Source organism: Streptosporangium sandarakinum (assembly GCF_013409935.1).
Taxonomy (GTDB): domain Bacteria; phylum Actinomycetota; class Actinomycetes; order Streptosporangiales; family Streptosporangiaceae; genus Streptosporangium; species Streptosporangium nondiastaticum.
In genome coordinates this window covers 1989116-2015426 of sequence record NZ_JACCCO010000001.1, presented here as the reverse complement: position 1 = coordinate 2015426, position 26311 = coordinate 1989116, and the positions used below count along the sequence as shown (strand labels likewise).

The 26311-nt window shown below is 72.3% G+C and carries 22 protein-coding genes; 11 read left to right on the top strand and 11 right to left on the bottom strand.

The genetic code is table 11. The annotated features are described in order from the left end of the window. Positions 1–74: 74 nt before the first annotated feature. On the top strand, positions 75–536 hold the full coding sequence (locus tag HDA43_RS08920) for a MarR family winged helix-turn-helix transcriptional regulator (RefSeq protein WP_312873125.1): 462 nt from the start codon (positions 75–77) through the stop codon (positions 534–536). A 785-nt stretch (positions 537–1321) separates the two neighbouring features. Here HDA43_RS08920 and HDA43_RS08915 read toward each other — a convergent pair. Both HDA43_RS08915 and mscL read right to left on the bottom strand, forming a co-directional pair. After that, complete coding sequence (locus tag HDA43_RS08915; protein ID WP_179819265.1) at positions 1322–1930, bottom strand: hypothetical protein; 609 nt, start codon at positions 1928–1930, stop codon at positions 1322–1324. 168 nt (positions 1931–2098) lie between these two features. Then, positions 2099–2527 carry a large conductance mechanosensitive channel protein MscL gene (mscL, locus tag HDA43_RS08910; RefSeq protein WP_179819264.1) on the bottom strand — a complete coding sequence of 143 codons (429 nt, stop codon included), beginning with the start codon at positions 2525–2527 and terminating at the stop codon, positions 2099–2101. A 170-nt stretch (positions 2528–2697) separates the two neighbouring features. On the opposite strand from mscL, the gene HDA43_RS08905 reads away from it, so the two are divergent. The 6 genes from HDA43_RS08905 (at position 2698) to treZ (ending at position 13574) form a co-directional block, all read left to right on the top strand. Beyond that, complete coding sequence (locus tag HDA43_RS08905) at positions 2698–6129, top strand: ATP-binding protein (RefSeq protein WP_179819263.1); 3432 nt, start codon at positions 2698–2700, stop codon at positions 6127–6129. 181 nt (positions 6130–6310) lie between these two features. Then, positions 6311–6694, top strand: a complete 384-nt coding sequence (locus HDA43_RS08900) for a VOC family protein (RefSeq protein ID WP_179819262.1) — start codon at positions 6311–6313, stop codon at positions 6692–6694. Positions 6695–6813: 119 nt separating this feature from the next. Further along, positions 6814–7314: a zinc ribbon domain-containing protein gene (locus HDA43_RS08895; RefSeq protein ID WP_179819261.1), complete on the top strand. Its 501-nt coding sequence runs from the start codon at positions 6814–6816 to the stop codon at positions 7312–7314. 123 nt (positions 7315–7437) lie between these two features. Further along, positions 7438–9543, top strand: a complete 2106-nt coding sequence (gene glgX, locus HDA43_RS08890; RefSeq protein ID WP_179819260.1) for a glycogen debranching protein GlgX — start codon at positions 7438–7440, stop codon at positions 9541–9543. Next, complete coding sequence (gene treY, locus HDA43_RS08885; RefSeq protein WP_312873123.1) at positions 9536–11770, top strand: malto-oligosyltrehalose synthase; 2235 nt, start codon at positions 9536–9538, stop codon at positions 11768–11770. Before glgX ends, treY begins: the two co-directional genes overlap by 8 nt. A gap of 100 nt (positions 11771–11870) precedes the next feature. Beyond that, entirely contained in the window at positions 11871–13574 is a 1704-nt protein-coding gene (gene treZ, locus HDA43_RS08880) for a malto-oligosyltrehalose trehalohydrolase (RefSeq protein ID WP_312873393.1), read from the top strand. A 91-nt stretch (positions 13575–13665) separates the two neighbouring features. Here the strand turns inward: treZ and HDA43_RS08875 are convergent, their stop codons facing one another. The 3 genes from HDA43_RS08875 to HDA43_RS08865 all read right to left on the bottom strand — a co-directional run bounded on the left by HDA43_RS08875 (position 13666) and on the right by HDA43_RS08865 (position 16320). Then, positions 13666–14637, bottom strand: a complete 972-nt coding sequence (locus tag HDA43_RS08875; protein WP_179819259.1) for a YbgA family protein — start codon at positions 14635–14637, stop codon at positions 13666–13668. Positions 14638–14681: 44 nt separating this feature from the next. After that, positions 14682–15203, bottom strand: a complete 522-nt coding sequence (locus tag HDA43_RS08870; RefSeq protein ID WP_179819258.1) for an RNA polymerase sigma factor — start codon at positions 15201–15203, stop codon at positions 14682–14684. Between the two features lie 112 nt (positions 15204–15315). Continuing rightward, positions 15316–16320 carry a MerR family transcriptional regulator gene (locus HDA43_RS08865; protein ID WP_312873122.1) on the bottom strand — a complete coding sequence of 335 codons (1005 nt, stop codon included), beginning with the start codon at positions 16318–16320 and terminating at the stop codon, positions 15316–15318. A gap of 190 nt (positions 16321–16510) precedes the next feature. On the opposite strand from HDA43_RS08865, the gene HDA43_RS08860 reads away from it, so the two are divergent. Beyond that, entirely contained in the window at positions 16511–17827 is a 1317-nt protein-coding gene (locus HDA43_RS08860) for a cryptochrome/photolyase family protein (protein ID WP_179819257.1), read from the top strand. A gap of 104 nt (positions 17828–17931) precedes the next feature. Next, on the top strand, positions 17932–18321 hold the full coding sequence (locus tag HDA43_RS08855; RefSeq protein WP_179819256.1) for a VOC family protein: 390 nt from the start codon (positions 17932–17934) through the stop codon (positions 18319–18321). Positions 18322–18429: 108 nt separating this feature from the next. On the opposite strand, the gene HDA43_RS08850 is transcribed toward HDA43_RS08855, so the two are convergent. The 6 genes from HDA43_RS08850 to HDA43_RS08825 all read right to left on the bottom strand — a co-directional run bounded on the left by HDA43_RS08850 (position 18430) and on the right by HDA43_RS08825 (position 24908). Further along, positions 18430–18765, bottom strand: coding sequence for a hypothetical protein (locus HDA43_RS08850; RefSeq protein ID WP_179819255.1), 336 nt, complete (start codon positions 18763–18765; stop codon positions 18430–18432). Positions 18766–18928: 163 nt separating this feature from the next. Next, on the bottom strand, positions 18929–19606 hold the full coding sequence (locus HDA43_RS08845) for a uracil-DNA glycosylase (RefSeq protein ID WP_179819254.1): 678 nt from the start codon (positions 19604–19606) through the stop codon (positions 18929–18931). A gap of 77 nt (positions 19607–19683) precedes the next feature. After that, the gene (locus HDA43_RS08840; RefSeq protein WP_179819253.1) at positions 19684–20562 is read right to left on the bottom strand and encodes a carbohydrate ABC transporter permease; all 879 of its coding nucleotides are present in this window, start codon (positions 20560–20562) and stop codon (positions 19684–19686) included. Further along, complete coding sequence (locus tag HDA43_RS08835) at positions 20559–21917, bottom strand: ABC transporter permease subunit (protein ID WP_179822981.1); 1359 nt, start codon at positions 21915–21917, stop codon at positions 20559–20561. Before HDA43_RS08835 ends, HDA43_RS08840 begins: the two co-directional genes overlap by 4 nt. Positions 21918–22199: 282 nt before the next feature. Then, positions 22200–23525, bottom strand: coding sequence for an ABC transporter substrate-binding protein (locus HDA43_RS08830; RefSeq protein ID WP_179819252.1), 1326 nt, complete (start codon positions 23523–23525; stop codon positions 22200–22202). Between the two features lie 123 nt (positions 23526–23648). Then, entirely contained in the window at positions 23649–24908 is a 1260-nt protein-coding gene (locus HDA43_RS08825) for an ABC transporter substrate-binding protein (protein WP_179819251.1), read from the bottom strand. 131 nt (positions 24909–25039) lie between these two features. Here HDA43_RS08825 and HDA43_RS08820 point away from each other — a divergent pair, with 131 nt between their 5' ends. Together HDA43_RS08820 and HDA43_RS08815 are read left to right on the top strand one after the other, a co-directional pair. Continuing rightward, on the top strand, positions 25040–25546 hold the full coding sequence (locus HDA43_RS08820) for a PadR family transcriptional regulator (protein WP_179819250.1): 507 nt from the start codon (positions 25040–25042) through the stop codon (positions 25544–25546). Beyond that, entirely contained in the window at positions 25543–26289 is a 747-nt protein-coding gene (locus HDA43_RS08815; RefSeq protein WP_179819249.1) for an ABC transporter ATP-binding protein, read from the top strand. Before HDA43_RS08820 ends, HDA43_RS08815 begins: the two co-directional genes overlap by 4 nt. Positions 26290–26311 lie beyond the last annotated feature (22 nt).

The following is a 26311-nucleotide window of genomic DNA, read 5'->3' as shown; positions in this document are numbered from 1 at the left end:
TTCAGCGCTGTAAGATTCGGCGCGACACTATCGCCACTTACTTCAGTACGCAACATTCCAGTAGGGTGACTTCTGTGACCCGATGGCTCAACGACGAGGAGCAGCACGCCTGGCGGACCTTCGGCCTGGCCACCCGCCTGCTGACCGACCGCCTGGAACGTGACCTGCTGGCCGCGGCCGACATGCCACCCACCTACTACGAACTGCTGGTCCTGCTCTCGGAGGCGCCCGAGCGCACCATGCGCATGAGCGAGCTGGCGCATTGGACCAACTCCAAACCCAGCCGCATCTCCCACGCGATCAACAAGCTCGAACAGAAGGGCTGGGTGCGCAGGCAGCACCACACCGGCGACCGGCGCGGCTGGCTGGCCGTCCTCACTAACGAGGGGCTCGACGCGCTCCGGGTCGCGGCCCCGCGGCATACGGAGAGCGTCCGTGAGCACCTGATCGACCTGCTGACCCCTGAACAGCTGCGGCAACTCGCGGACATCGGCCAGGTCCTCCTCGACCACCTGATCGACAGGGACTCCCGGTGACCGCCCAAGCCGACCGAACAGTGACCTGAGGCAAGCCGCCCCCGCCCGCCACCTTGCTCCCCTGCCACTCCGCTCCCCGAACCTTGTTTCCCGTGGGGAGGGCGATCCTCATGGGAGGCGCTCCCCACGACGAGGACCACGAGCAACCCGAAAGGGAGAGGCCGAGGATCACGAGCAACCCGAAAGGAGTGGCTGCGGCGGGGACCGTGAGCGGCCCGGAAGGGAGAAGCCGGGGGCCGCGAACGACCCGAAAGGAGTGGCTGTGGCGGGGGCCGTGAGCGGTCCGGAAGGGAGAGGCTACGGCGTCCGGCCCTGCGCTCTCCCCTGTCAGTGTGGCCGCAAGGCCACGGCGGCCCGCCCTGAGCCGGGAGCAGCGGGTCGCTTCAGCGACGGCGGGAACCATGGGCAGCCCGCAAGAGAGCGACTACGGCGAGCGGGCCGTACGGCCGAAGCAGTCTTGGCGCGGAGGCGGGCGGGTGTTCCGGCCGGCTTCAAAACGCCGGCAACCACCGCGCCCGAGACCAGGCCGAAGGCCGGCCGGAACCAGACGGCAACCACAATGCCGGCCGGAACACCCACCCACCGCAGCGCGCACCAATGACCGACCCGGTAACCACCGACCCGCCCAACCCCAGGGAGACGCCCCCAAGCGGGAGAAGCCCCGGCCGGAACACTCACCGCAGCGCGTACAGCCGACCCGGCAACCACCGACCCGCCCAACCCTGGGGAAACGCCCCACGACGCGAAGAACCCGCGCCCAAAGCACGGGACCCGCTGAAGAAGTGTCAGACCCGTTCCCAGTCGTGCCGTTCCAGGAAGTCGCGCCCGCCCGTGGCGTACTCGGCGAAGGCGGTGCGGACCGCCTCCGGGTCGGGCACGTGGGTGCGGAGCATCAGGTCCCGGCCGCTGTCCTTGTACTCCAGCTCGTAACCGGTGATCTCCGGAGAGACCTGGATGAAGTGCGAGCCGAAGACGACCAGCGCGGTGAACGGGTTCTGCGGCGACAGGGTGCCCAGGGCGTCGTGGACCAGCCCGAGGTCGGGATCGACGACGATCATCCCGTCGCCCGTGTGCAGTTGCATGCCCGCGTAGACGCCCAGGGGCGCCAGGTTGTGGACGAGCCCGCGTTGCGGGTCGTAGCAGACCAGCCCGCACTCGCGGGCCAGGGCGAAGACCTCGCCGGACACCTCGTCGGCCCGCTCCGGTTCCACGGTGACCAGGGCGAACTCCGGGGAGACCTGCTCGGCCCCGGCCAGTCGCGCGGCGAACGCCGTCACCTGGGGATGCGGCTCGGCGGCGCCGGGCTCTCCACGGTGGAGCGCGTGGTGGACGCGCTCCGCGCGTTCCCTGCTGATCGGTTCGGGTTCGTACCAGACGGCCAGTTCGAAGCTCACCGTCCCATGGTCCTACAGACGGCCGCCAGGCCGGACCGGCGCCACGGTCCTCGAAGGCTCGCACCGGCCGGCGAGGACCGGCCGGGGAAACAGCCGGGGAAACGGCCGATGACGAGCACCATCCGGGACCCGGCCGGACCAGAACACCACCCGGCCCCGTGCCGGGCGTCAGACCGGCGGCTTGTCGGCCGCGCGGACCGCCGACAGCTCCACGGTGCAGAACGCGCAACGGCTCGCCTCGACCGGGATGTCGCTGCGGCACTCCGGGCACTCCTTCTCGGTCGCCGCCTTGTCCCGGTCGAAGAAGGAGATCAGCCGGGTCATCGGCATCACGACCAGCCAGTAGATCACCGAGGCGATGATCAGGAAGCTCAGCAGGTGGTTGATGAAGTCGCCGTACATGAACTTCGCGCCGTTGACCATGAAGTAGTACTGCGAGAAGTCCGGCTCCCGGCCGCCGGTGATCGCCGCGAGCAGCGGGGTGATCAGATCCTTGACCAGCGCCTGCACCAGCCCGCTGAAGGTGGCTCCGACGACGACCGCGACGGCCAGTTCGACGAGGTTTCCTCGCATGAGGAACTTCTTGAATCCGCTCATCCTCGCGTCCTCCACTCGTGAGACCGCTCGGAACTACCCGGGCGTCACGCGGCAAACGTCAGAAAGCCCTTGCCGCAGTGGTCGCTCCGATCCGGTAAACCCCCTGAAAGTCCCGCGAATCCGGACTAGACCGTCCACTACTATCGGCCCGATCCATGAAGAGGTGACCGATGGAATTTCGCGTGCTGGGGCCGGTCGGTGTGACGGCCGACGACGGGACGCCGCTGGCCATCGGGCCCCACCAGCAGCGGGCCGTACTGGCCCTGTGCGTGCTCGCCGCGCCCCGCCCGGTGTCCCCGGCCCGGCTGATCGACGCGCTCTGGGAGGGCGGCCCGCCGCCCGGGGCGGTCAACACCCTCCAGGCGTACATCTCCAAGCTCCGCCGCGCGTTCGAGCCCGGCAGGCCGCGCAGGGTGCCGCCCCGGGTCCTGGTCAGCAGGGCCGGCGGTTACGCCCTGGACGTCCCGGCGGCCCGGATCGACCTGGGCAGGGCGCGTGAGCAGGCCGCCGAGGGGCGGCGCGCGCTGGGCGAGGGCGACCACGAGGACGCGGCGCGGAGGTTCCGCTCGGCGCTGGGGGAGTGGCGCGGGGAGCCGCTGGCGGACTTCGGGGCCGACGGCTGGGCGGCGGACGAGATCACCCGCCTGACCGAGTTCCGGCTGGCGCTGGAGGAGGACGCGGCCGAGGCCGAGCTCGCCCTCGGCCGGGGCGCGGCGCTGAGCGGCGGCCTCACCCGGCTGGTGGCCGCGCACCCGTTCCGGGAACGGCTGCGCGCCCTCGGCGCCCACGCGCTCTACCAGGCCGGGCGGCAGGCGGACGCGCTGGCCGTGCTCGCCGAGGGCCGCCGTCTGCTGGTGGAGGAGATGGGGCTGGATCCCGATCCCCGGTCCCGGGAGATGGAGCGGCGCATCCTCGCCCAGGACCCCTCCCTCACCCCCCGGGCCCCGGCGACGACCCCCCGAACCACGGCGACGACCCCCCGGGCCCCGGCGGTGACGACCCCCCGAACCACGGCGACCACCTCCCGGGTCCCGGCGACGACCCTCACCGAGCCGCAGACCCGGCTGGTCGGCCGGGACGCCGAGATCGGGGCGCTGGAGGAGACGGTCACCGGGGACGGGCACCGGGTGGTGCTGCTGGCCGGGGAACCGGGGATCGGCAAGACCAGCCTCGCCGAGCGGGCGGCCGGGACGGCGCGGGCGCGGGGGCACCGGGTGGCGTGGGGCCGCTGCTGGGACGGGGTCGGCGCGCCGCCGTTCTGGCCGTGGACGCAGGCCGTACGGGATCTGGCGGACGGGGACGGGACCGGGGATGGAGACGACGGGACCGGGCGGCTTCCGTCGGCGCCCGCCGGAACCGCGCATCCCCAGCCCGCCGGATCAACGTTGCCCGCCGGGACCGGCCAGTTCCAGCGGTACGAGGCGTTCGCCCGGCTGATCGACGGGCACGGCCGCGTCCTGGTCGTCCTCGACGACCTGCAGTGGGCGGACGCGTCCTCGCTGCGGCTGCTGGAGTTCCTGGCCTCCACCCGGCTCTGCCCGGGGCTGACCGTGGTGGCGACCTACCGCGACACCGACGTGCGGCCCGGCGGCCCGCTCGCGCAGGCGCTCGGCGCGCTGACGCGGCTGCCGAACGTGCGGCGGCTGGCGCTGCGGGGGCTGGGGGAGGCCGAGGTTCGCGCCTACCTCGCCGGCGCCGGGGCCGACCCGGACCGGGCCGCCGAGATGGGCAGGCTGACCGCGGGCAACCCGTTCTTCCTGGGCGAGGTGCTGCGCCTCGGGCGGGCGCCGCAGGAGCTGGCGGACGTGGTGCGCGGCCGGCTGGCCGGTCTGCCGCCGGACACCGAGGAGGTGCTGACCGTCGCGGCCCTGGTCGGCCGGGAGGTGGAGGCGGACGTCCTGGTGGCGGTGTCGGAGGTGCCCGAGGAGCGGGTGCTGGACATCCTCGACGCCGCCGTCCGGGCCCGGCTGCTGGCCGAGGGCGACGGGCCGTCCTGCCGGTTCGTCCACGACATCGTCCGTGACACGCTGCGCGACGGCCTGCCGCCGCTGCGGCGCCGCCGCCTGCACGGCCGGATCGCGGAGGTGCTGGAGCGGCGGAGCCCGACCCGCCTGACGGAGATCGCGCACCACTACCGGGAGAGCGTCGTCAACGACCGTACGGCGGGCAAGGCCGTCGGCCACACCCGCCGCGCCGCGGCCCAGGCGATGGCGCAGTTCGCCCCGGAGGACGCGGCGGAGCTGCTGGAACTGGCGCTCACCGTGGCCGGCGGCCGTCCGGCGCCCGACGACGCCCTGCGCTGCGACCTGCTGCTCGATCTGGCCGAGGCGCAGGTGGCGGCGGGGATGAGCATCGAGGCCCACGCCTCCCTGGAGGCCGCCGCCGGGATCGCCGAGCGGCTCGACGACGGCAGCCGGCTGGCCAGGGCGGTGCTGGGTTTCTCCGACCCGATCCACCTGGCCATGTACGAGGAGATGACCGGCATCGACCGGCTCGCCGAGCGGGTCGGGCGGGTCCTCGGCTCCGGCCTGGCCGGGGACTCGCCGTGGCGGGCCCGGCTCCTGGCCGCCGCCGCGACGACCGGTTTCGCGACCCGGCCGGTGGAGCGCAGCGCGGAGCTCGCGTGGGAGGCGGTAGGGCTGGCCCGCCGTACCGGCGACGACCGCGCCCTGGCCAACGCGCTGGTCGCCCTGGTGATCGTGCTCCGGCACGGCCGGGACCACGACGCCCGGCGGGCGGCGGCGGAGGAGATCGTGGAGATCGGGCGCCGCACCGGCGACCTGGCCGTGGAGTGGCTGGGCCGGGAGTCGGCCTACGTCGAGCGGGTCGCCCGGGACGGCATCGCCGGGGCCGCGGAACCGCTGGCCTGGCTCAGGGAGACGGCCGGGCGGCTCCGGCTGCCCTCGATGGTCTCGCTGGCCGCCTGGCAGGCCGCGATCCACGCCTATCTCGACGGGCGCCCCGACGACGCCCTGGCCGCGGCCGAGGAGTCGGCGGCGGCCCACCCGCAGGGGGCGCTGGGCCGCGACGACGCCCGCCTGCGCGGCGGCGTCTTCCGTTTCCTGGCGCTGCGGGGGCGGGGCGAGCCCGCCGCGGCGCTGGCGGTGGCCGGTGAGATGCTCGCCCTGCGCCCCGGCCAGTGGCCCTGGCTGCTGCTGCGCTGCCTGGCCCTGGCCGACCTCGGCCGGACCGGCGAGGCCCGCGAGGTCTTCGCCGGCCTGGCCCGGGACGGGTTCGCGGTGCTGGGCCCCGGCCTGGCCCACCGGTTCACGGCGGACGCCGCCGCCGAGCTCTGCCTGGTGCTCGGCGAGGCGGACGCCGGGCGGGACCTGTACGGCAGGCTCGCCCCGGACGCCGGCCGGCTGGTGGGCTGGTCGGTCGCGGACCTGTGCCTGGCGCGGCTCGCGCTGCTCGCGGGCGACCGGGAGCGGGCCGGGGCGCACCTGCGGGCGGCCGGGGAGTTCGTCGCCGCGGCGGGCCTGCGCGGGTACGAGCCGGCCCTGCGCTCCCTGCGCGACCGGCTCGCCGTACCCGTGCCCGGAGCCGCGCCCGGAGCCGCGCCCGGAGCCGGGCCCACGCCCGGACCCGTACCCGAGTCCTGAGCCGTACCCGCGCCCGGGGGCCGCGCCGCCGGGTGAGCCCGGCCGGGGGCGGACGGCCGGGCGCGACACACCGGGCCGGAACGCGCCCGTACGGAAAACCACGCCTTAGCCTGCCCACAGGGGGAACACGTAGGGACGGCTCGCGCATCGTCTTCACCGATCCGACCCTGGAGGGACGCGTATGACCGTCAACCGCGTGGTGACCAACATCCTGTCCGACCGGCTACCGGAGACCAGGGACTTCTTCGCCCGGCTGCTGGACCTGAAGGTCAACTTCGACGAGGACTGGTACGTGCAGCTCTCGCCGCCCGACGAGCCCTCCCTGGAGGTGGGGATCTGGCGGCGGGACCACGAGCTGGTCCCGGAGGCCCACCGCGACTCCCCGGCGGGCACGATCCTGACGTTCGTGGTCGACGACGTCGACGCGGTCCACGAGCGGGCCCGCAGGATGGGCTGCCGGATCGTCTCCCCGCCGCGTAACCGGTTCTACGGCCAGCGCGGCTTCATGGTGCTCGACCCGAACGGCCTGGTCGTGGACGTCTCCACACCGGTCCGGAACGCGTAGGGGCCCCGGACGCCGCGTGCGGCGTACCCCACATGGCCCTGCAGGGTGAGGGGAAACGCGGCACAGCCGGACACGGGGATTTCGGTGTTCAACCGATGACGTTCGGTAATGTTCCGGGCGTGTCCCGTTACCGGCTGCGGCCCACCCCCGCTCAGGAGGCGGCGCTGGCCGAGCACTGCCGCCACGCCCGGTACGTGTGGAACCTCGCGGTCGAGGACCTCAAGATCGTCGCGATGACCCGCTCGGCCCGCGGCACGGCCGAGAAGCCGGGCCGCGGGGTGCGGCAGAAGGCCGGGCTGAACCGCGGCATCCCCGCAGGCGGCTGGGGCCTGCTGGTGACCCGCCTGGAGGACAAGGCCCCCGGCCGGGTCATCCGGGTCGATCCGGCGTTCACCGGTCGGCGCTGTTCGGCGTGCGGGTTCGTGGACCGGAGGGCGCGTGAGAGCCAAGCGCGCTTCCGGTGCCGCTCCTGCCATCACGCCGGGCACGCCGGGCATGCCGATGTGAACGCCGCACGCAACATCGCACACGCGGCAGGGCATGCCGTGGCCGCGCGGGAAGGGCCCCGGGTCACCGGGCCGGTGCACCGCGAACCTCGGCTCGCTCTCCTCATCGCGTAGGAGGCGGAGTGGAATCCCCCGTCTTTCCGGACGGGGGAGGACGTCAAAGTGACAAGGGTGGGAAATGCGTGCATGACCTGGGAAAGACAGGGCATGTCTTCCCACCGCTGAAGGGGCGGTGTGATGATTGAGATCTGGCCGGGGGACCCGTACCCCCTGGGGGCCACATACGACGGCGCGGGCACTAACTTCGCGCTTTTCACCGAGGTCGCCGAGCGCGTCGAGCTTTGCCTGTTCGACGACGACGGCGAGGAGACCCGGGTCGCCCTCACCGAGGTCGAGGGGCACGTCTGGCACGGGTACCTGCCGGGCGTCTCCCCCGGGCAGCGGTACGGCTACCGCGTCCACGGGCCCTACGACCCGGCGAGCGGGCAGCGGTGCAACCCCGCCAAGCTCCTGTTGGACCCGTACGCCAAGGCGATCGACGGGGACGTCAAATGGGACGAGGCGGTCTACGGCTACCGCTTCGGCCAGCCCGACAGCCGCAACGACGCGGACTCGGCGCCGTTCATGCCGAAGTCGGTCGTCATCAACCCCTTCTTCGGGTGGGGCCACGACCGGCCGCCGGCGACGCCGTACCACGACACGGTGATCTACGAGGCGCACGTCAAGGGCCTGACCGTCAACCACCCGAAGATCCCGGAGCGGATCCGGGGCACGTACGCGGCCCTCGGCCATCCGGAGATCATCGACCACCTCACCGGGCTGGGCGTGACGGCGCTGGAGCTCATGCCGGTGCACCAGTTCGTCACCGACCACATCCTGATGGACCGGGGCCTGACGAACTATTGGGGCTACAACACCATCGGGTTCTTCGCCCCGCACAACGCCTACTCCAGCACCGGCCAGCGCGGCGGCCAGGTGATGGAGTTCAAGGCCATGGTCAAGGCGCTGCACGAGGCGAACATCGAGGTGATCCTCGACGTGGTCTACAACCACACCGCCGAGGGCAACCACCTGGGTCCGACGCTGAGCATGCGCGGCATCGACAACGCCGCCTACTACCGGCTCGTCGACGACGACAAGCGCTACTACATGGACACCACGGGCACCGGCAACAGCCTGTTCATGCGGTCCCCGCACGCGCTACAGATGATCATGGACTCGCTGCGCTACTGGGTCACCGAGATGCACGTGGACGGGTTCCGGTTCGACCTGGCCGCGACCCTGGCGCGCGAGCTGCACGAGGTGGACCGGCTGAGCGCCTTCTTCGACCTGGTGCAGCAGGACCCGGTGCTGTCGCGGGTCAAGCTGATCGCCGAGCCGTGGGACGTCGGGCCGGGCGGCTACCAGGTCGGCAACTTCCCGGCCCGGTGGACCGAGTGGAACGGCCGCTACCGCGACACGATCCGCGACCTGTGGCGGGGCGAGCCGGCCGCGCTGCCGGAGTTCGCCTCCCGGCTGACCGGCTCCAGCGACCTCTACCAGGACGACAGCCGCCGCCCGGCCGCCTCGATCAACTTCGTGACCTGCCACGACGGGTTCACCCTGCAGGACCTGGTGTCCTACAACGGCAAGCACAACGAGGCCAACGGCGAGCACAACCGAGACGGCACCGACGACAACCGGTCGTGGAACTGCGGCGCGGAGGGGCCGGCCTCGCTGGACGTCGAGTCGCTGCGCGAGCAGCAGAAACGCAACTTCCTGACCACGCTGTTCCTGTCCCAGGGCGTGCCGATGATCTCCCACGGCGACGAGCTGGGGCGCACGCAGCGGGGCAACAACAACGTCTACTGCCAGGACAACGAGCTGAGCTGGGTCGACTGGTCGGACGTCCGGGAGAACTGGCTGCTGCTGGAGTTCACCCAGAAGCTGGCCAGGCTCCGCGCCGGTCACCCGGTGTTCCGCCGCCGCCGCTTCTTCTACGGCCGGCCGGTGCGCGGCTCGGGCGACAGCCTCAGCGACATCGAGTGGTTCACCCCGCTGGGTGAGAAGATGACCGACGCCGACTGGAACGTGGGATACGCCAGGTCGCTGGCGGTCTTCCTGAACGGCGACGCCATCACCGAGCCCGACCGGCGGGGGCGGCGGACCAGGGACGACTCGTTCCTGCTGCTGTTCAACGCCCACCACGATGTCATCGAGTTCACCATTCCCAAGGACTACGGGGAGATGTGGATGACAGAGATCGACACGGCCATGCCGATCACGGTGGACACCCGGATCTGCCGGGCCGGGGAAGAGGTGCCGGTGACCGGACGGTCGGTGAGGGTGCTGCGCCGTGTCTGACCCCACCGTCTCCTCCGCGTCCGCCGCGCCCGCGCCCGCCGTGGCCGGGCCCGCGGCCCCCCGCTCCACCTACCGGATCCAGCTCACCCCCGACTTCGGCTTCGCCGACGTGGCGGCCCTGGCCCCCTACCTGAGGGACCTGGGGGTCGATCACGTCTACCTGTCGCCGATCCTGCAGGCCGACCCGCCCTCGCGGCACGGCTACGACGTGACCGACCACTCCAGGATCCGCGAGGAGTTCGGCGGGATCGACGGGCTGCGGGCGATGGCGGCGACGCTGGCCGGGCACGGCATCGGCATCGTGGTGGACATCGTGCCCAACCACATGACGGTCCCGGTCCCGGAGCCGGGCAACCCGGCGCTGTGGTCGGTGCTCAAGGAGGGGCGGGCCTCGCCGTACGGGCGGTGGTTCGACATCGACTGGAGCGACGGCAGGGTCGCGATGCCCGTGCTCGGCGACGACGTCGAGCCGGCCCCCGACGGCGACGTGCTGCGCTACCACGACCACGTCTTCCCGCTGCCCGACACCCACTACCGGCTGGTCGACTGGCGCCAGGGCCCCGGCTACCGGCGGTTCTTCGACGTCTCCTCGCTGATCGGGCTGCGGGTGGAGGACCCCGAGGTGTTCGAGGCCACGCACGAGGTGATCCTCGGCCTGGTGCGAGAGGGCCTCGTCCAGGGGCTGCGGGTGGACCACCCCGACGGGCTGGCCGACCCGCGCGGCTACCTGGCGCGGCTGCGCCGCGAGTCGGGGGTGTGGACGGTCGCCGAGAAGATCCTGGTGGGGGAGGAGCGGCTGCCCGCCGACTGGGACTGCGACGGCACCACCGGCTACGACGTGCTCAACCGGATCACCGGGCTGTTCGTCGACCCGGCGGGGGCCGAGCCGCTGACCGAGCTGTTCACCGCCCGCACCGGCGTGCCGCGCGACTACGCCGAGGTGGTCAGGCGGTCCAAGCGGCACGTCATCGACCTGTTCTTCCGCGCCGAGGTGGACCGCCTGAACGCGCTGCTCGGCGCGGACCGCGAGACGCTGGTGGAACTGCTGGTCGCGATGCCGGTCTACCGGGCCTACGTGGTGCCCGGGGAGCCCGTCCCGGCCGCCTCCGCCGCGATCGTCGAGGAGGCCGGGAAGATCGCCGCGGCCCATCTGCCCGAGGGCGCTCCCGTGGAGGAGGTCGTCGAGAAGGTCCTCAACGGCCCGCCGGAGGCGGTCGTGCGCTTCCAGCAGCTCTGCGGGCCGGTGATGGCCAAGGGCGTGGAGGACACCGCGCTGTACCGGTGGTACCCGCTGTCCTGCCTGAACGAGGTGGGCGGGGAGCCCGACCGGTTCGGCGGGACCGTCGCAGCCTTCCACGACTTCTGCCGGGAGCTCCAGCCCGGCACGATGACGACGCTGTCCACGCACGACACCAAGCGTTCCGAGGACGTCCGCGCCCGGCTGGCCGTGCTGTCGGAGATCCCCGAGGAGTGGGCGGCGGCGGTCGCGGACTGGTCGGACCGGGTCTCCTTCGACCCGTCGCTCGACCATCTGGCCTGGCAGAACCTCATGGCGGCCTGGCCGATCAGCGAGGAGAGGTTCTTCGAGTACCTGTTCAAGGCGGCCAGGGAGGCCAAGACCGCGATCTCCTGGGCCACGCCCGACCCGGCCTACGAGAAGGGCCTGCGCGACTTCGTCCACCGGGCGATCGAGGAGTGCGGCGAGTCCGTCGCGCGGTTCGCCGCCCGGATCGAGCCCCACGCCCGGTCCAACTCCCTCAGCCAGAAGCTCGTCCAGCTCATGCTGCCCGGCGTGCCCGACGTCTACTGGGGCAACGAGATCACCGACTTCTCCCTGGTGGACCCGGACAACCGCCGCCCGGTCGACTTCGCGCTGCGCCGCCGGATGCTGGCCGGGGAGGTGGAGGGGGCCTCGGACTGGGACGCCGCCAAGCTGGCCGTCACCCGCGAGGCGCTGAACCTGCGCCGGAGGCTGGACCCCGCCCTGCCGTACGTCCCGATGGAGGCCGGGGAGCACGCCGTGGCCTTCGCCCGCGGTGACCGCGCCGTGGCCGTCGTCACCCGGCTCCCGGTCGGCCTGGAGCGGCGCGGCGGCTGGGGGGACGAGATGCTCACGCTGCCGCCCGGCTCGTGGCACGACCTGCTGTCCGGCGTACGGCACACCGGGCGGATCTCCCTCGGCCACCTGCTCGCGACCCGGCCGGTGGCGCTGCTGGAGAGGGAGTGAACGGCGCGTCCGGAGTGCGGGCGCCCGCGGTTTTCGGAGAGGGAGTGAACGGGGTGTTCGAGGTCTGGGCGCCCGCGGCTCTGGAGAGGGAGTGAACGGCGTGTTCGAGGTCTGGGCGCCCGCGGCGACGGCGGTGGACGTGGTGATCGGGGATGTCCGCCACTCGATGGACGCCGCGGGCGGCGGCTGGTGGACCGCGGAGGTGGTCGGCGCCGGTCACGGCACCGACTACCGGTTCAGCGTCGACGGCGGCGACCCGATGCCGGACCCGCGCAGCCGCTGGCAGCCCGAGGGGACCTTCGGCCCGAGCCGGGTGTACGACCACGACCGGTTCGCCTGGAACGACGACCTGTGGCGGGGGCGGAGCCTGCCCGGCTCGGTGATCTACGAGCTGCACGTCGGCGCCTTCACCCCCGCCGGGACCTTCGACGCGGCGGCCGGCAGGCTCGACCATCTCGTCGAGCTGGGGGTGGACTTCGTGGAGGTCATGCCGGTGCCGCCGGTGCCGGGGACGCGCAACTGGGGCTACGACGGGGTGGACCTGTGGGCCGTCACCGACAACTACGGCGGCCCCGACGGGCTCAAGCGGTTCGTGGACGCCTGCCACCTGCGGGGCCTCGGGGTGATCCTCGACGTCGTCTACAACCACCTCGGCCCGTCGGGGAACTTCCTGGCGCCGTTCGGCCCCTACTTCCACGACAGCGCCGCCTCCTTCTGGGGGCAGGCGGTCAACCTGGACGGCCCCGGCTCCGACGAGGTGCGCCGCTACTTCATCGAGAACGCGCTGCAGTGGCTGCGCGACTACCACGTCGACGGCCTGCGGCTGGACGCCGTTCACGCGCTGCACGACAGGCGGGCGGTCCACTTCCTGGAGGAGCTGTCGGCCGAGGTGGACGCGCTGTCGGCGGCCGTGGGCAGGCCGCTGACGCTCATCGCCGAGTCCGACCTCAACGACCCCCGGCTGATGACCCCGCGCGAGGCCGGCGGGCACGGCCTGGCCGCCGCCTGGAACGACGACGTCCACCACGCCCTGCACGTGGCGTTGACCGGGGAACGGCACGGCTACTACGACGACTTCGCCGGGGCGCTGCCCAAGGTGCTGACCTGCGCCTATCTCCACGACGGCACTTTTTCGTCCTTCCGGGGCCGCTCGCACGGCCGCCCGGCGCGGCACGTCCCGGGGTACCGGTTCGTCTGCGCGGCGCAGAACCACGACCAGATCGGCAACCGCGCCGAGGGCGACCGGATGCCGGCCGAGGCGCTGCGGCTGGCCGCCGGGCTGCTGCTGACCTCGCCGTTCACCCCGATGCTGTTCATGGGTGAGGAGTGGGGCGCGAGCACGCCGTTCCTGTTCTTCACCGACCACGTCGAGCCGCACCTGCGGGAGGGGGAGGCCGACCGGCGGCGCCGGGAGTTCGTCGGCTTCGGCTACGACGACTGGGCGGAGCGGGCCCCCGACCCGGGTGAGGAGACGACGTTCCTGCGCTCCAAGCTCGACTGGAGCGAGCTGGACCGGGACGCCCACCGGGCGCATCTCGACTGGTACCGGGCGCTGATCGCGCTGCGCAGGGCGCATCCGGAGCTGTCGGATCCCCGGCTGGACCGGGTCCGGGTGGACCACGGCGAAGGCTGGCTGGTCGTCCACCGGGGTTCGTGCCAGGTCGCGGCCAACCTCGGCCAGGTCGCGCTCACCGTACGGCTCGCGCCGGGCCAGGTGCTGCTGGCCTCCGACCCGAAGGTCACCGCCGAGGGTGAGGAGCTGTTCCTGCCGCCGCGCTCCCTGGCGATCGTCAAAGCCGGCTGACCTTCCCGGGGCCGGGGGACACCGGTCATGACGCCGCCCGGCGCGTCCGGGGTCTGGTCGGACGCGGCCGGGCGGCGGGCCGGTGCGGCGGTCAGGCCGGGACGTGGTTGCGCAGCCGCAGCGCCCGGGGGTAGGGCGCGAAGTAGGTCTGGTCGCGGACGTACTCGGCGGCCTCGCCGCGCGCGTGGTGGCGCAGCAGGGTCGCCGGCACGCTGAGCGCCACCTCCCCGGCGCGGTAGGAGTCGATCACCTCCGCCAGGTCGGCCCGGCGGGTCTCGTCCAGGTGGTCCTTCATCATCCCCATGCAGTGCTGGAGGACGTTGACGTTGCGCCCGATGCTCGCCTTGCGGGTGAGGGCCGTGCGGAAGGCGTGGGCGTAGGCGACGGCCAGCTCGTCCCGGGAGGCCGTCCCCGCCCGGGACACCACCTGCCCCGCCCGGTGGTAGGAGGCCGGGTCGTGGGCGAGCAGCTGCATCTTGTGCCGGGAGTGGAAGGCGATCAGGTCGCGCGGGCGCCAGTCGCTCTCCAGCAGCGCGCGCAGCCGGGCGTACGCGAAGATCCGCTCCACGAACGTCTCGCGGAGCAGGGCGTCGTTCAGCCGGCCCTCGTCCTCGACCGGCAGCAGCGGGTGGGCGTCCATGACGCGGGCCGCGAAGACGCCCATGGCCCCGCGGTCCACGACCCTGTCGCCCGCGTAGATCGGGATGCCGTGGATGCCGCAGCTGGGACTCCTGGCCTTGAAGACGTAGCCGTCCACGTCCAGGGTGAGCGCCCGCTCGGCGGCCAGCGCGTTCATCCGGCCGGTCAGGTCCGTCCCGGTCTTCCTGGTGACCAGGCGGGGGCCGTCGGCCGAGCGCTCCAGGCGCAGCGACTCGCGCGGCGCTCCGAGGCCGATCTCCATCTCGGGGCAGACGCGCACCCAGTCGACGTGCGGGTCCAGCTCCCCGCTGACGAAGCGGTCGCGGCTGTGCCCGCCGTTGAAGCGCACCGGGTCGCCCAGCAGGCAGCTCGACACCGCCACCCGCGGCCGGGGCTGCCGTTCCGTGTCGTTCCACTCGCCCATGTCATCCATGGTGTCCCCCCGGTCCGTGTCGTCCTCAGGGCGGGTCATGCCGCCGGGACGAGGATGTCCGACAGGCGGCGCAGGCCGCGCGCCGTACGGGCCTTGATCGTGCCGAGCGGCACGCTCAGCCTCTCGGCGATCTCCCGCTGGGTCAGCTCGCCGTAGTACGCCAGTTCGATGGCCTCACGCTGGGGCGCGGGCAGCTCGGCCAGCGCCCGCCGCAGCTCGTCGCGGGCGGCCACCCCGTCACCGTCGACCCGGCCGTCCGCGCCGGGCGGGTCGGCGACCACGTCCAGCGGCACCGTCTGCAGGGTTCGCGCCCGCAGGTGGTCGACGGCCCGGTTGTGGGCGATGCCGATCAGCCAGGCCGGCAGGTTGCGCTCGGGGTCGAAGCGGTGCCGCGAGCGCCACACCTCGGCGAACACGATCTGCTGCACGTCTTCGATGTCCTGCGGAGGGATGAAACGCCGCAGGTAGGAACGGATGAGCGCGCCGTGCGCGGTGAGGCACTCGGCCAGCGCCGCGTCGTCGCCCTGTGCGAGCCGGACGTTCAGGGTGTCTGTCATGGTGGCCTCACTGACCCTGGAAACCTATTCAAAACTTATTCATACCCGCCGGCTTCCATGAGCGCAAATGAGCCCGCCGCTCAGCGCGGCGGGCCGGATCGGTGGATCGGGTTCAGCGGACCGCTTCGCGGATCCGGGTGACCGCCTCCGGGAAGGACGTGACGAGGGCGACCGACGGCGGCAGCCCCTCCCGCCAGCCCGGGCCGCCCGCGACGATCCGGCTCGCCGGACGCAGCGTGGGCAGCGAACCGAGCGGCGCCGGGTCGCCGGTCTCGGACCGCTGCGACCAGACGAAGACCACCGCCGGGCTCAGCCGCCGCATCGCGTCGGCCAGGGCCGGATACGGGGTCCGGGCCCCCAGCACCCGGGTCTCCAGGCGGTGTACGGCGGACAGCTCCGCCGCCAGGGCGTGGACCGGCAGGCTGTGCTGCTCCTCGGCGGCGCAGGCCAGCAGCACCGGCCGGTCGTTGACCGGCCGGGCGGGGCGCCGGACGAGCCGGGTCAGCGCGGCCAGCACCCGGTCGGAGAACAGATGCTCGACCTCGACGCTCGCGCCGGTCTCGGCCTGGCGGTGGCAGATCGTCTCGAAGACCGGGAGCACCAGCTTCTCCCAGGTCCACACCACCCCGTGCCGCTCCAGCGCGGCGCCGATCCACTCGGCCACGGTCGAGCTGTCCAGCGCCACCGCGGCCCGCGCCAGCATCGCCGCGGTCGGGATCTGCGTCCCCGCCCCCGGCGCGGCCGGGACGATCCGTTCCAGGGCGAGACCGCCCTGGGCGGAGGGGGCGGCGGCGTCCTGGCCGGGGCCGGGACGCGGCGGCCGGCCGGAGGGGGCCTCCCGCCGGGCGGCCCCGGGCCTGAGGACCTCCCGCGCCGCGTCGGCCGCCGGGACGCCGAGCTTGATGAGGCGGTTCATCTCCTCAAGGCGCCGCAGGTCGTCGGCGTCGTAGCGGCGGTGCCCCCCCGGGCTGCGGCGGCTGGGCCCGATGCCGTACCGGAGGTTCCAGGTGCGCAGCGTGGGCGCGGGCACGCCGAGCCGGCGCGCGACCGCGCCGATGCCGTACCCCGGCTCGTCCTCGGGGGCCGGCCTGCCCGGTTCGTCCATTCTCGTCGTCACCCCGATCCCTCCCCGGTCATCGTCCGGCACCAGCTTGCCAGCAGTGCGACGCCTCCGGTTCGGGGCGTCCGTCCACGACTACTCCTTCGTGCGGCCCACCTGGGCGGATGCAGGGCGCTCCGGAGGAGGCTCCCGGCTCGGCCCCCGGCGGGTGCAACCGTTCCCGGCCGGTCACGCGAAGTCATCGTCGATGGACACCGTCATCGTCTTGCTCAATCGCGACCTGAGGGTGCACGACCACCCGGCGCTCGCCGCCGCGTGCGCGGAGGCCCGCCGGGTCGTCCCTCTCTTCGTGCTGGACCCCTCCGTGCCCGCCGGCCGCCGGTCCGGGTTCCTGGCGGAGTCCCTCGCCGACCTGCGCCGGTCGCTCCGGGAGCGGGGCGGCGACCTCGTCGTCCGCCGGGGCGATCCGGTGGCCGAGACCGTCCGGCTGGCCCGGGAGATCGCCGGTGGCGGGGCCGGCGGCGGATCCGCCGCGGGGGTGGTCGAGGCCGTCCACGTCAGCGCCGACGTCAGCGCCCTCGCGCGGCGCAGGGAGCGCCGCCTGGCCGAGGAGTGCGAGCGGCACCGGATGGGGTTCCGGGCCTTCCCCGGGGTGACGGTCGTGCCGCCGGGCGCGGTCACCCCGTCCGGGGGAGGGGACCACTACCGGGTCTTCACCCCCTACTGGCGGGCCTGGCAGGCCCACTCCCGCCGCGAGGTCCTTCCCGCCCCGGCCAGGGTGACCCTCCCCGAGGGGCTGGATCCCGGCGTCCCGCCGCCCGGCCATCCGCACCGGCCGCACGAGCTGTTCCGGGGCGGCGAGACGGTGGCGCGCCGGCGCATGCGGCAGTGGCTGAAGTACTGCGTGGCCGACTACGCCGCCGGCCACGACGACCTGGCCGGCAACCGCACCTCCAAGTTCAGCCCCTACCTGCGTTTCGGCTGCCTGTCGCCCCTGGAGCTCGCGTCCCTGACCGAGGACGGCGATGACTTCGTCAGGCAGCTCTGCTGGCGCGACTTCTTCTACCAGGTGACGATGGCCTTCCCGGCCATCAACCGCGCCGACTACCGGCCGCGCGGGCTGACGTGGAACGACGACGCCGAGGCCCTCCAGGCGTGGAAGGAGGGCCGGACCGGGCTGCCGATCGTGGACGCCGGGATGCGGCAGCTCCTGGAGGAGGGCTGGATGCACAACCGCGCCCGGCTGCTGACCTCGTGGTTCCTGGTCAAACGGCTGCGGGTCGACTGGCGGACGGGCGCCGACCACTTCTTCGACCTCCTGCTCGACGGCGACGTGGCGAACAACTACGGCAACTGGCAGTGGGTCGCCGGGACCGGCAACGACACCCGGTTCAACCGGACCGTCAATCCGGTACGGCAGGCCCGGCGGTTCGACCCGGACGGGGAGTACATCCGCCGCTACGTGCCCGAGCTCCGGAACGTCCCGCCGAAGACGCTCCACGAACCCTGGCGCCTGCCGTCAGCGGTCCGTGGCTATCCGCCGCCCCTGGTGTCCCCGGCCTGACCGGACGGGCGCCGGATCGGCCGGTGGGGCTGACGGGGCCGCCCGGCGGTGGCAAGCTCGGCGTGAAGGCAGCGCACGTCCCGAGTGGCTCGATGGAGGCCGGCATGTCGACGCCCCGCGTGGTCCCGTTCCTTCGCTACGAGGACGCCCCGGCGGCCGTGGCGTGGCTGGGTGAGGTCTTCGGGTTCCGCCCGCTGACCGCCCCGCCCGGCGGCGGGGGTCCCGGACACACCCGGCTCGCGCTCGGGGACGCGGTGGTCGTGGTGGCCCCGGTCCGCGACGGCGAACCGTACCTGCGCAGCGCCCTGGACCTGCCCGCGGTCAGCCAGGGCGTGTTCGTGGTGGTGGACGACCTCGACGCCCACTACGAGCGGGCGGCGGGCCGGGGCGCGGAGATCGTGACGGAGATCGAAGCCACCCCCGACGGCGCCAGGGCCTATCTGGCCTTCGACCTGGAGGGCCAGCTCTGGGCCTTCGGGGACGGCTTCGCCTAGGTTCCGCGGCGCCCGGGTGCCGTTCCGCGGATCCCCGCTGCGGCGAGGGGTCCCCGGCGGCCTCGGCGGGCGGGACGATCCACGGAACAGGACCTGACGGAACAGGACCTAGTGGTGGTGGTCGTGCTCGCCGTCCTCGTCCTCCTCCGCGGGGCCCTCGGAGGGCTCGACGCCCAGCACGGCCTCGCGGGGCTCGATCGACTCGATGTGCTCGATCAGGCCGAGCACGTGGTCCGGCTCGATGAGCCACTGCAGCGCGGTCGCCCCGCTTTCGTCGGCGGAGACCAGCTCCGCCTGCTCCCGGCGCTCGGCGTCGTCGAGGTCGGCCTCGGGGTGGTTGATCTCCTTCAGCGCGGCGGCCTGGAGCGCGCCCAGGTCGTTCACCTCCACGGTCAGTTCGACCGTGAGGCGAAGATAACGTTCGGTGCCCGATTCATCACTCATGGTGGTAAATCTTAGTGCCCCCGGCGGGCAGGGCCGACCCGGGAGGTGGGACACGGAGGCGGGGAAGGGGGTGATCCGCGGGACGGGACCCGCGGATCCGGGTGCCGTTCTCGCGGATCGGCCCACCTGCGGCGGCCATCCGGCCGGGGGTCAACGGTGGAGACTAGGGGAGCCGCCAGTCGACCGGGTCGGCGCCCTGCTCCTCCAGCAGGTGGTTGGCGCGGCTGAACGGGCGGGAGCCGAAGAAGCCGTTGCGGGCCGACAGCGGGCTCGGGTGGGCCGACTCGACGGCCGGGTAGGGGTGCAGCATCGGCCGCAGGTTGCGGGCGTCGCGTCCCCACAGGATCGCCACCAGCGGCTTGCCGCGTTCGGCGAGCGCCCTGATGGCCTGCTCGGTGACCTCTTCCCAGCCCTTGCCCCGGTGCGAGGCCGGCTTGCCCGGCATGACGGTGAGGACCCTGTTGAGCAGCAGCACGCCGTGCTCGGCCCAGGGGGTCAGGTCGCCGTTGCTCGGCATGGGCAGCCCGAGGTCCTCGGTCAGCTCCTTGTAGATGTTGCGCAGGCTGGCCGGGATCGGGCGCACGTCGGCGGCCACGGAGAAGCTCAGGCCGATCGGGTGACCCGGCGTGGGGTACGGATCCTGGCCGACGATCAGCACCTTCACCTGGTCGAAGGGCTGCTGGAAGGCGCGGAGCACGTTGGGGCCGGAGGGGAGGTACTGCCTGCCCTCGGCGACCTCCTTCCGGAGGAAGTCGCCCATCTCGGCGATCTTGCCGGAGACCGGCTCCAGGGCCTTGGCCCACCCGGCTTCCACGACTTCGTTCAAAGGGCGTGCGGACATGGGGAAACCCTATCGACCTTTGAGGTCCGGTACGGCTCGCCCGGGAAAACCGGGCAAGCCGTACCGGACCTGCCCCCTTACTTCACCGAGCCGGCCATCATTCCCTGGACGAAGTACCGCTGGAAGGCGAAGAAGAGCACCAGCGGGATGATCAGGGAGAGGAAGGCGCCCGGCGCCAGGATGTCGATGTTGGTACCGAACTGCCGCATCTGCGACTGCAGGGCCTTGGTCATCGGCTGGTTGTCGGAGTCGGCGAACACCAGCGCGACGAGCAGGTCGTTCCAGACCCAGAGGAACTGGAAGATCCCCAGCGACGCGATCGCGGGCTTGGCCAGCGGGAACACCACGGTCGAGAAGATGCGCCACTCGCTCGCGCCGTCCATCCGCGCGGCCTCCAGCAGCGAGGCGGGGATGCCCACGAAGAAGTTGCGGAGCAGGAAGATGGCGAAGGGGAGCCCGAACGCGACGTGGAAGAGCACCACGCCGGCGATGGAGCCGAAGATCCCGAGGGCGCCGTAGAGCTTCGCGATCGGGATCAGCGCGATCTGGATCGGCACCACCAGCAGGCCGACGACCACGAGGAACAGCGGGTCCCTGCCGGGGAAGTCCATCCAGGCGAAGGCGTAGGCCGCCATGGCCGCGATGCCGATCACCAGGATCGTGGCGGGCACCGTGATGGCCACGGTGTTCCAGAACGACGAGGTGAACCCGGTGGCCAGCAGGTCGCCGTAGCTCTTCAGGGTGAACTCGGCCGGCTTGGTGAACGCGGTCCACCAGCCGGTGGAGTTGTTGGCCGCCTCCTCGCGGATCGAGACCACGAACAGGCCGAGGGTGGGAACCAGCCAGAAGACGCCGATCAGGACCATCAGGGCCTGGATCACGCCGCCGCCGATCCGGTCCGTGACCCGGCTGAGGACGCCGCGCCGCGGGGCCCCGGCGATGGTGGAGGTTGTCACTGGTTGTCCCTCCTGAACCGGCGGATGTTGATGATCATGAACGGCAGGACGAGGATCAGCAGGAAGATGGCCAGCGCGCTGCCCAGACCCTGGTTGTTGCCGCCGCCGAAGGCGACCCGCCACATCTCCAGCGCGATCACGTTGGCCTGCGGCTGCACCGATCCCGGCGCGATGACGAAGACCAGGTCGAAGACCTTCAGGGTGTTGATGATCATCGTGACGAACACGACGAGCAGCACCGGCGACAGCAGCGGCACGGTGATCTTGCGGAACACCTGCCACTCCGTGGCGCCGTCGATGCGGGCCGCCTCCAGCGCGTCACGCGGGATGGCCGACAGGCCCGCCGCGATCAGCACCATGGAGAACCCGGCCCACACCCAGATGAAGGCCCCGATGATGGCCGGGGTGATCAGCGTCGGGCCGAGCCAGGAGACCCCGCCGAAGGCCGCCTCGAAGTTCGACTGCGGCAGTCGTACGACGTAGTCGCCCGCGGACAGCCCGCTGAGGCGGAAGGTGCCGTCGGCGCCGGTGGTGGCGGTGGCCTTGACCTCGCCGTTCTGCACCGCCTCGACCGTCAGCCCCTCCAGGGCCTTCTCGGTGGCGTCGACCTCGTTGAGCCGCCCGCCGCCGCCCTGGGTGAAGTCCACCCAGACGGTGCCGGCCAGCTCGCCGGGCCCGGCCTGCGGCGCCGCCTTGGCCGCGGAGGCCGTGGCGAGGTCGGCGGGCTTCACGCCCACCAGCGGGATCAGCACGGCCTTGCCGGGCTGCGCGGGCTGCTTGGTCACCACCGTGCCCTGCTGGGCGGCGACGGGCGCCTGGTCGTTCTCCCGGGGCCGGGCGTCGGGGAAGCCGTTGTGGCTGCCGAAGACGCCCTGCACCGAGGTGATCACGGCGTTGGCCACGCCCCGGTCGGGGGCCTGCTCGTACACGAGCCGGAAGATGACGCCGGAGGCCATCAGGGAGACGGCCATCGGCATGAAGACGATCAGCTTGAACGCGGTCGCCCAGCGGATCCGCTCGGTCAGCACCGCGAAGATCAGGCCGATCACGGTCACCATGGCGGGGGCCACCACGACCCAGATCAGGTTGTTCCTGATCGTGGTGAGGGTGCCGGAGTCGGAGAAGATCGCCCCGTAGTTCTCCAGCCCGACGAAGGTGTCCCCGGTGCTGTCGTAGAGGCTGCGGAAGATCGAGTAGATGATCGGGTAGATCACCATCGCGCCGAGCAGCACCACTCCCGGCAGCAGGAACAGGATCGCCAGCGTCGGCGACGGTCCCAGCCGGGAGGGGCCGCGCACCACCCCGGGCGCGGCCGGCCCGGCGGTGGCGATCTCCGGCTCGACGGCCGGCGCCATCCGCTCGGCGGGGTCGGCGGAGGTGGCGGGGGTAACGTCGGCGAGGGCGGGGTGGACATCCCCGTCCGCGCCGGCGCCGGTGGTCTCGGCCGCGTCACCGGTGGTCCCGGTGGCGGCGGTTCCGGCGGTGGTCCCGGCGTCCGCCGGGGAGGGGGATTCCTCGCGTGGGCCGGCGGGGGAGCCGGCTGCGTCATCCGGTCCGGGAGAGGACCCGCGGGCGGCGTCGCCGCCGCCGCGCGGGGCCCGCGGGCCGTCCAACCGTTCGGTCACGGCCGCTCTCCTCTACTTCCAGGCCTTCTTGGCCTCGGCCTCGAGCTTCTCCTGGATGTCCTTGACCTTGGAGGGGTCGCGGACGAAGTCCTGCAGGAGCTTCCACTCGCCCTTGCCGTCGGTGCCGCCGAAGGCGCTGGGCGCGAGGTCGGACATGTCGTAGCGGACGGACTCACCGGCCGAGACGATCGTCTGGGCGAGCTTCTTGGTCAGCTCGGAGGGGTAGTTGTCGGGCGAGACGTTGCGGTTGGGCGACAGGTAGCCGGGGAGCTTGGCCCAGACCTCGCCGCCCTCCTTGGAGGCGAGGAACTCCATCAGCGCCATCGCGCCCTTGGACTCCTTCATCACCACCGCGATGTCGCCGCCCAGCACGACCGGCTCGGTGTCACCGGCCTTGGGGAACGGGAAGTACTTGGCCTCCTCGCCCACCTTGGCCTTGGACTCCTCGGCGGTGGTGCCGACGAAGTCGGCCTCGATGACCATCGCCGCCTTGTCCTGGCCGTAGACCTGGGTGACGCAGGTGGGGAAGTCCGTCTGCAGGGCGCCGGAGGTGTCGCCGAGCAGGAACTCCTTCTTGCCGACGAGCTGGCCGATCTTCTCCAGCGCGGTGGTGACCGAGGGGTCGGTCCAGGGGATCTCGTGCTTGGACAGCTTGGTGTAGTTCTCCGGGCCCGCGCTGGACAGGTAGACGTTCTCGAACAGGTCGGTCAGGGTCCAGCCGGAGGCGCCGCACAGGGCGAACGGCGGGGTGCCGGAGTCGGCGATCGTCTGGGCGGTCTTGACGAACTCGTCCCAGTTGGTGGGCGGCTGCGCGCCGGCGTCCTGGAAGGCCTGGTCGCGGTACCAGACCAGCGACTTGTGCGCCGCCTTCATCAGCACGCCGTAGACCTTGCCGTCGGCGGAGCCCAGCTCCTTCCAGTACGGGGTGTAGTTGTCGTCGAGCTGCTTCTGCACCTCGGGGCTGAGCTCCTTGAGCGCGCTCTCCTTGGCGTACTGCTGCATCAGGCCCGGCTGCGGCAGGATCGCGATGTCCGGCGGGTTGCCGCCCTGGATGCGCGGGCCGAGGTAGGCGCCGGTGTCCTCACCGGTGGAGGCGTAGGTGACCTTGGCGCCGGTCTTGGCCTCGAAGGCCTTGAGGACCTGCTCGAAGTTGGCCTGCTCGGCGCCCGTCCACTTGGCGGCGACCTCGATCTTCACACCGTCGAGGGTCTTGGCCGCCGGGGCCGAGCTGCCGCTCGCCGCGGCGGAGGGCGAGGCGGCGTCGCCGCTCTGGCCGCCGCAGGCGGCGAGCGCGAGCGCCAGGCCCGCGGTGGTCATCGTGATGACGGACTTGCGCATGCTGGGAAGACCTCCTGTGCTGGCGGAGGACCCGGGGGCCGGGTCTTCCGGGGGGTGATGGAGAAGGGGAAGCCGTGCCGCGCGAGAACGGGGATGACGACTCGCTGAGGGGGTCACCCTCGGTCACTGAGTCCGTATGATCTCGCTGAGCTGGCCTTTCATGGAGGCGACGATGTCGCCGTCGTCCTCCTCCTGGGGGTGCGTGAGGGCGTTGGAGACCGCACTGGCGATCACCAGGCTCACCTGGTTGTAGTTGGCGCTCGCCGGTCTGGGGCGGGCGGACAGGATGCTCTGCTTCAGGACCGGCAGGTAGGGGAATCGCTTGATCAGGCCGGGGTCGTCGTACAGCTCGGCCCACACGGGCGGGAACGAGCCGTCGGCGAGCACCCGGCGCTGGTTCTCCAGGCCGGTGAAGTAGCGGATGAACTCCACCGCCGACTTCTGCCGCTTGGAGAAGGCGCTGACCGCGAGGTTGACCCCGCCCAGCGAGCTGGAGCCGGGGCCGTTGAGACCGGGCAGCCGGGTCACGCCGAACTTCCTGCCGACCGCCGAGGAGGTGGCCGGGCCGTAGGCGTGCGGCCAGTTCCTGGCGAAGGCCAGGCGGCCCTCCTGGAACGCCAGCCGCGACTCCTCCTCCTTGAAGGAGAGGGCCTCGGCCGGGATCCATCCCTCCCGGACGCCGCCGGTCAGGAAGTCCAGGCCCGCCTTGGCGCGGTCGGTGTCCATGGCGACCCGCGTGCCGTCCGGGCTGAGGATGTCGGTGCCGGCCGACTGCACGGCCTCGGCGAAGTTGACGGTCAGCCCCTCGTAGGCGAGGAACTGCCCGGCGTAGCCGCCGACGCCGTACCTCTCATGCAGGGTCCTGGCCTGCTCCCGCAGCTCCGCCCAGGTCGTGGGCGGCTTGAAGCCCTGCTCGGCGAGCAGGTCCTTGCGGTAGTAGAGCAGGCCGGCGTTGCTGGTGTACGGCACCGCCCAGAGTTTGCCCCGGTAGACCGCGGTGTCGACCACCGGCGGCAGGAACCGGCCCAGCGGGAACATGCCGCGGTCGAGCGGCACGATCCAGCCGGCGTCGGCGAACTCCGCCGTCCAGACCACGTCGAGGCCGAGAACGTCGTAACGTTCGCTCTTGGCCTGGAGGTTGGCGACCATCTGGGCGCGCTGCTCGTCGGCCGCCTCCGGAAGCTCCAGAAGGGTGACGCGCTCGGCCGGATGGGCCTCGTTCCAGCGGTCCAGGAGCGGCTGGAGATACCCGGTCGTGTCCCGTCCCGTGACGAAGGTGATCGGACCGGTCCCACTCGACCGTTCCGGCGTCTCCTGCGCGACGGCCCCCGAGCATCCCGCCGCCAGCAGCGCGGCGAGCGCGACCGGGAGCAGCCTGCGCATGATTGCCACCTCGTTTCGGTGCGGTTACATACGTGTTAGGTAGATGCATGCATGTTATGCACAGCGTTAATGTGGGCGTCAACGGATAGTGCCGTAACGCTCAGGTAACGAGCTCCTGAAGGAGGTGAGGGGTGAGGCTGTCGCTGCTGGCGCTCCTCGCGAAGGAACCTGCCCACGGATACGAGCTCAAACAGGCCCTTGAGCAGATATTCGGCAGGGCGTACCCCTCGCCGAACATCGGGCAGATCTACGTGACGCTGGGTCGTCTGGAGAAGGACGGCCTGGTGAAGGCGGTGGACGTCGAGCAGTCCAACCGGCCGAACAAGAAGGTGTACTATCTCACCGCCAAGGGCCGGGAAGCCCTCGACGCGTGGGCCGACGAACCCACCGAGGGACCCCGGGTCCGGGACGAGTTCTTCATGAAGCTCGTGCTGGCCCCGATGACCGGCATCGCGGACCGGACGGCGCTGATCAACCGCCAGCGCCGCCACTACCTCGCGCTCATGCGCGACCTCAACGAACTGGCCGAGCGGACCGACCGGGGGGATCGCGTCGCGCTCCTGCTGATAGAGGGGGCCATGCTGCATCTGCAGGCCGACCTCGACTGGCTCGAACGCTGTCAGGAGGACCTCCCGTGAGTCCACCCCCCATCGTCAACACCGTCAACCTCGTCAGGATCTACCAGGACGGCGGGGTTCCGGTGCCCGCCGTACGAGGGGTGGACCTGAAGGTCGAGGCGGGGGAGTTCGTCGCGATCATGGGGCCGTCCGGGTCGGGCAAGTCGACCCTGGTCCACATGCTCGGCGGCCTGGACGCCCGGACCAGCGGCGAGATCTGGCTCGACGGCTCCCGCGTCGACACGCTGAGCGAGAGCGCCTGGGCGCTGCTGCGCCGCAGGAAGATCGGCTTCGTCTTCCAGTTCTTCAACCTGGTCGCCAACATGACCGTCGCCGACAACGTCGAGCTGCCCGCGCTGCTGGCCGGGGCCTCCCCGCGCGAGGCCCGCGAGCGCCGGGAGTACCTCCTCGGCGAGCTCGGCCTGGCCGACCGCGCCGACGCCGCCCCCGCCCAGCTCGCCGGCGGCGAGCAGCAGCGGGTCGCGCTGGCCCGCGCGCTGGCCAACCGGCCGAGCCTGCTGCTGGCCGACGAGCCCACCGGCAACCTCGACAGCCGCAACACCCGCGACGTCCTGCGCCTGCTCGGCGAGGTCCACCGCGACGGCCAGACCATCATCCTGGTCACCCACGACGCCCGGGTGGCCAGCCTGGCCGACCGCGTGGTCTCCCTGCTCGACGGCCAGATCGTCGACGACGGAGCCGTCGGCCCGGTACGGCGCCGCCCCCGTGCCTCCGCGGGCGACGTCGTCGAGCTGAGGAGCTGAGCCGCCGATGAGCACGACCGGC

Coding starts and splice junctions, on each gene's coding strand:
- HDA43_RS08830 (WP_179819252.1), bottom strand. CDS start 23,525: ATGCGCAAGTCCGTCATCACGATGACCACCGCGGGCCTGGCGCTCGCG.
- HDA43_RS08845 (WP_179819254.1), bottom strand. CDS start 19,606: ATGTCCGCACGCCCTTTGAACGAAGTCGTGGAAGCCGGGTGGGCCAAG.
- HDA43_RS08875 (WP_179819259.1), bottom strand. CDS start 14,637: ATGGGCGAGTGGAACGACACGGAACGGCAGCCCCGGCCGCGGGTGGCG.
- HDA43_RS08855 (WP_179819256.1), top strand. CDS start 17,932: ATGTCGACGCCCCGCGTGGTCCCGTTCCTTCGCTACGAGGACGCCCCG.
- mscL (WP_179819264.1), bottom strand. CDS start 2,527: ATGAGCGGATTCAAGAAGTTCCTCATGCGAGGAAACCTCGTCGAACTG.
- HDA43_RS08825 (WP_179819251.1), bottom strand. CDS start 24,908: ATGCGCAGGCTGCTCCCGGTCGCGCTCGCCGCGCTGCTGGCGGCGGGA.
- HDA43_RS08905 (WP_179819263.1), top strand. CDS start 2,698: ATGGAATTTCGCGTGCTGGGGCCGGTCGGTGTGACGGCCGACGACGGG.
- HDA43_RS08900 (WP_179819262.1), top strand. CDS start 6,311: ATGACCGTCAACCGCGTGGTGACCAACATCCTGTCCGACCGGCTACCG.
- HDA43_RS08870 (WP_179819258.1), bottom strand. CDS start 15,203: ATGACAGACACCCTGAACGTCCGGCTCGCACAGGGCGACGACGCGGCG.
- HDA43_RS08850 (WP_179819255.1), bottom strand. CDS start 18,765: ATGAGTGATGAATCGGGCACCGAACGTTATCTTCGCCTCACGGTCGAA.
- HDA43_RS08860 (WP_179819257.1), top strand. CDS start 16,511: ATGGACACCGTCATCGTCTTGCTCAATCGCGACCTGAGGGTGCACGAC.
- glgX (WP_179819260.1), top strand. CDS start 7,438: ATGATTGAGATCTGGCCGGGGGACCCGTACCCCCTGGGGGCCACATAC.
- HDA43_RS08835 (WP_179822981.1), bottom strand. CDS start 21,917: ATGGCGCCGGCCGTCGAGCCGGAGATCGCCACCGCCGGGCCGGCCGCG.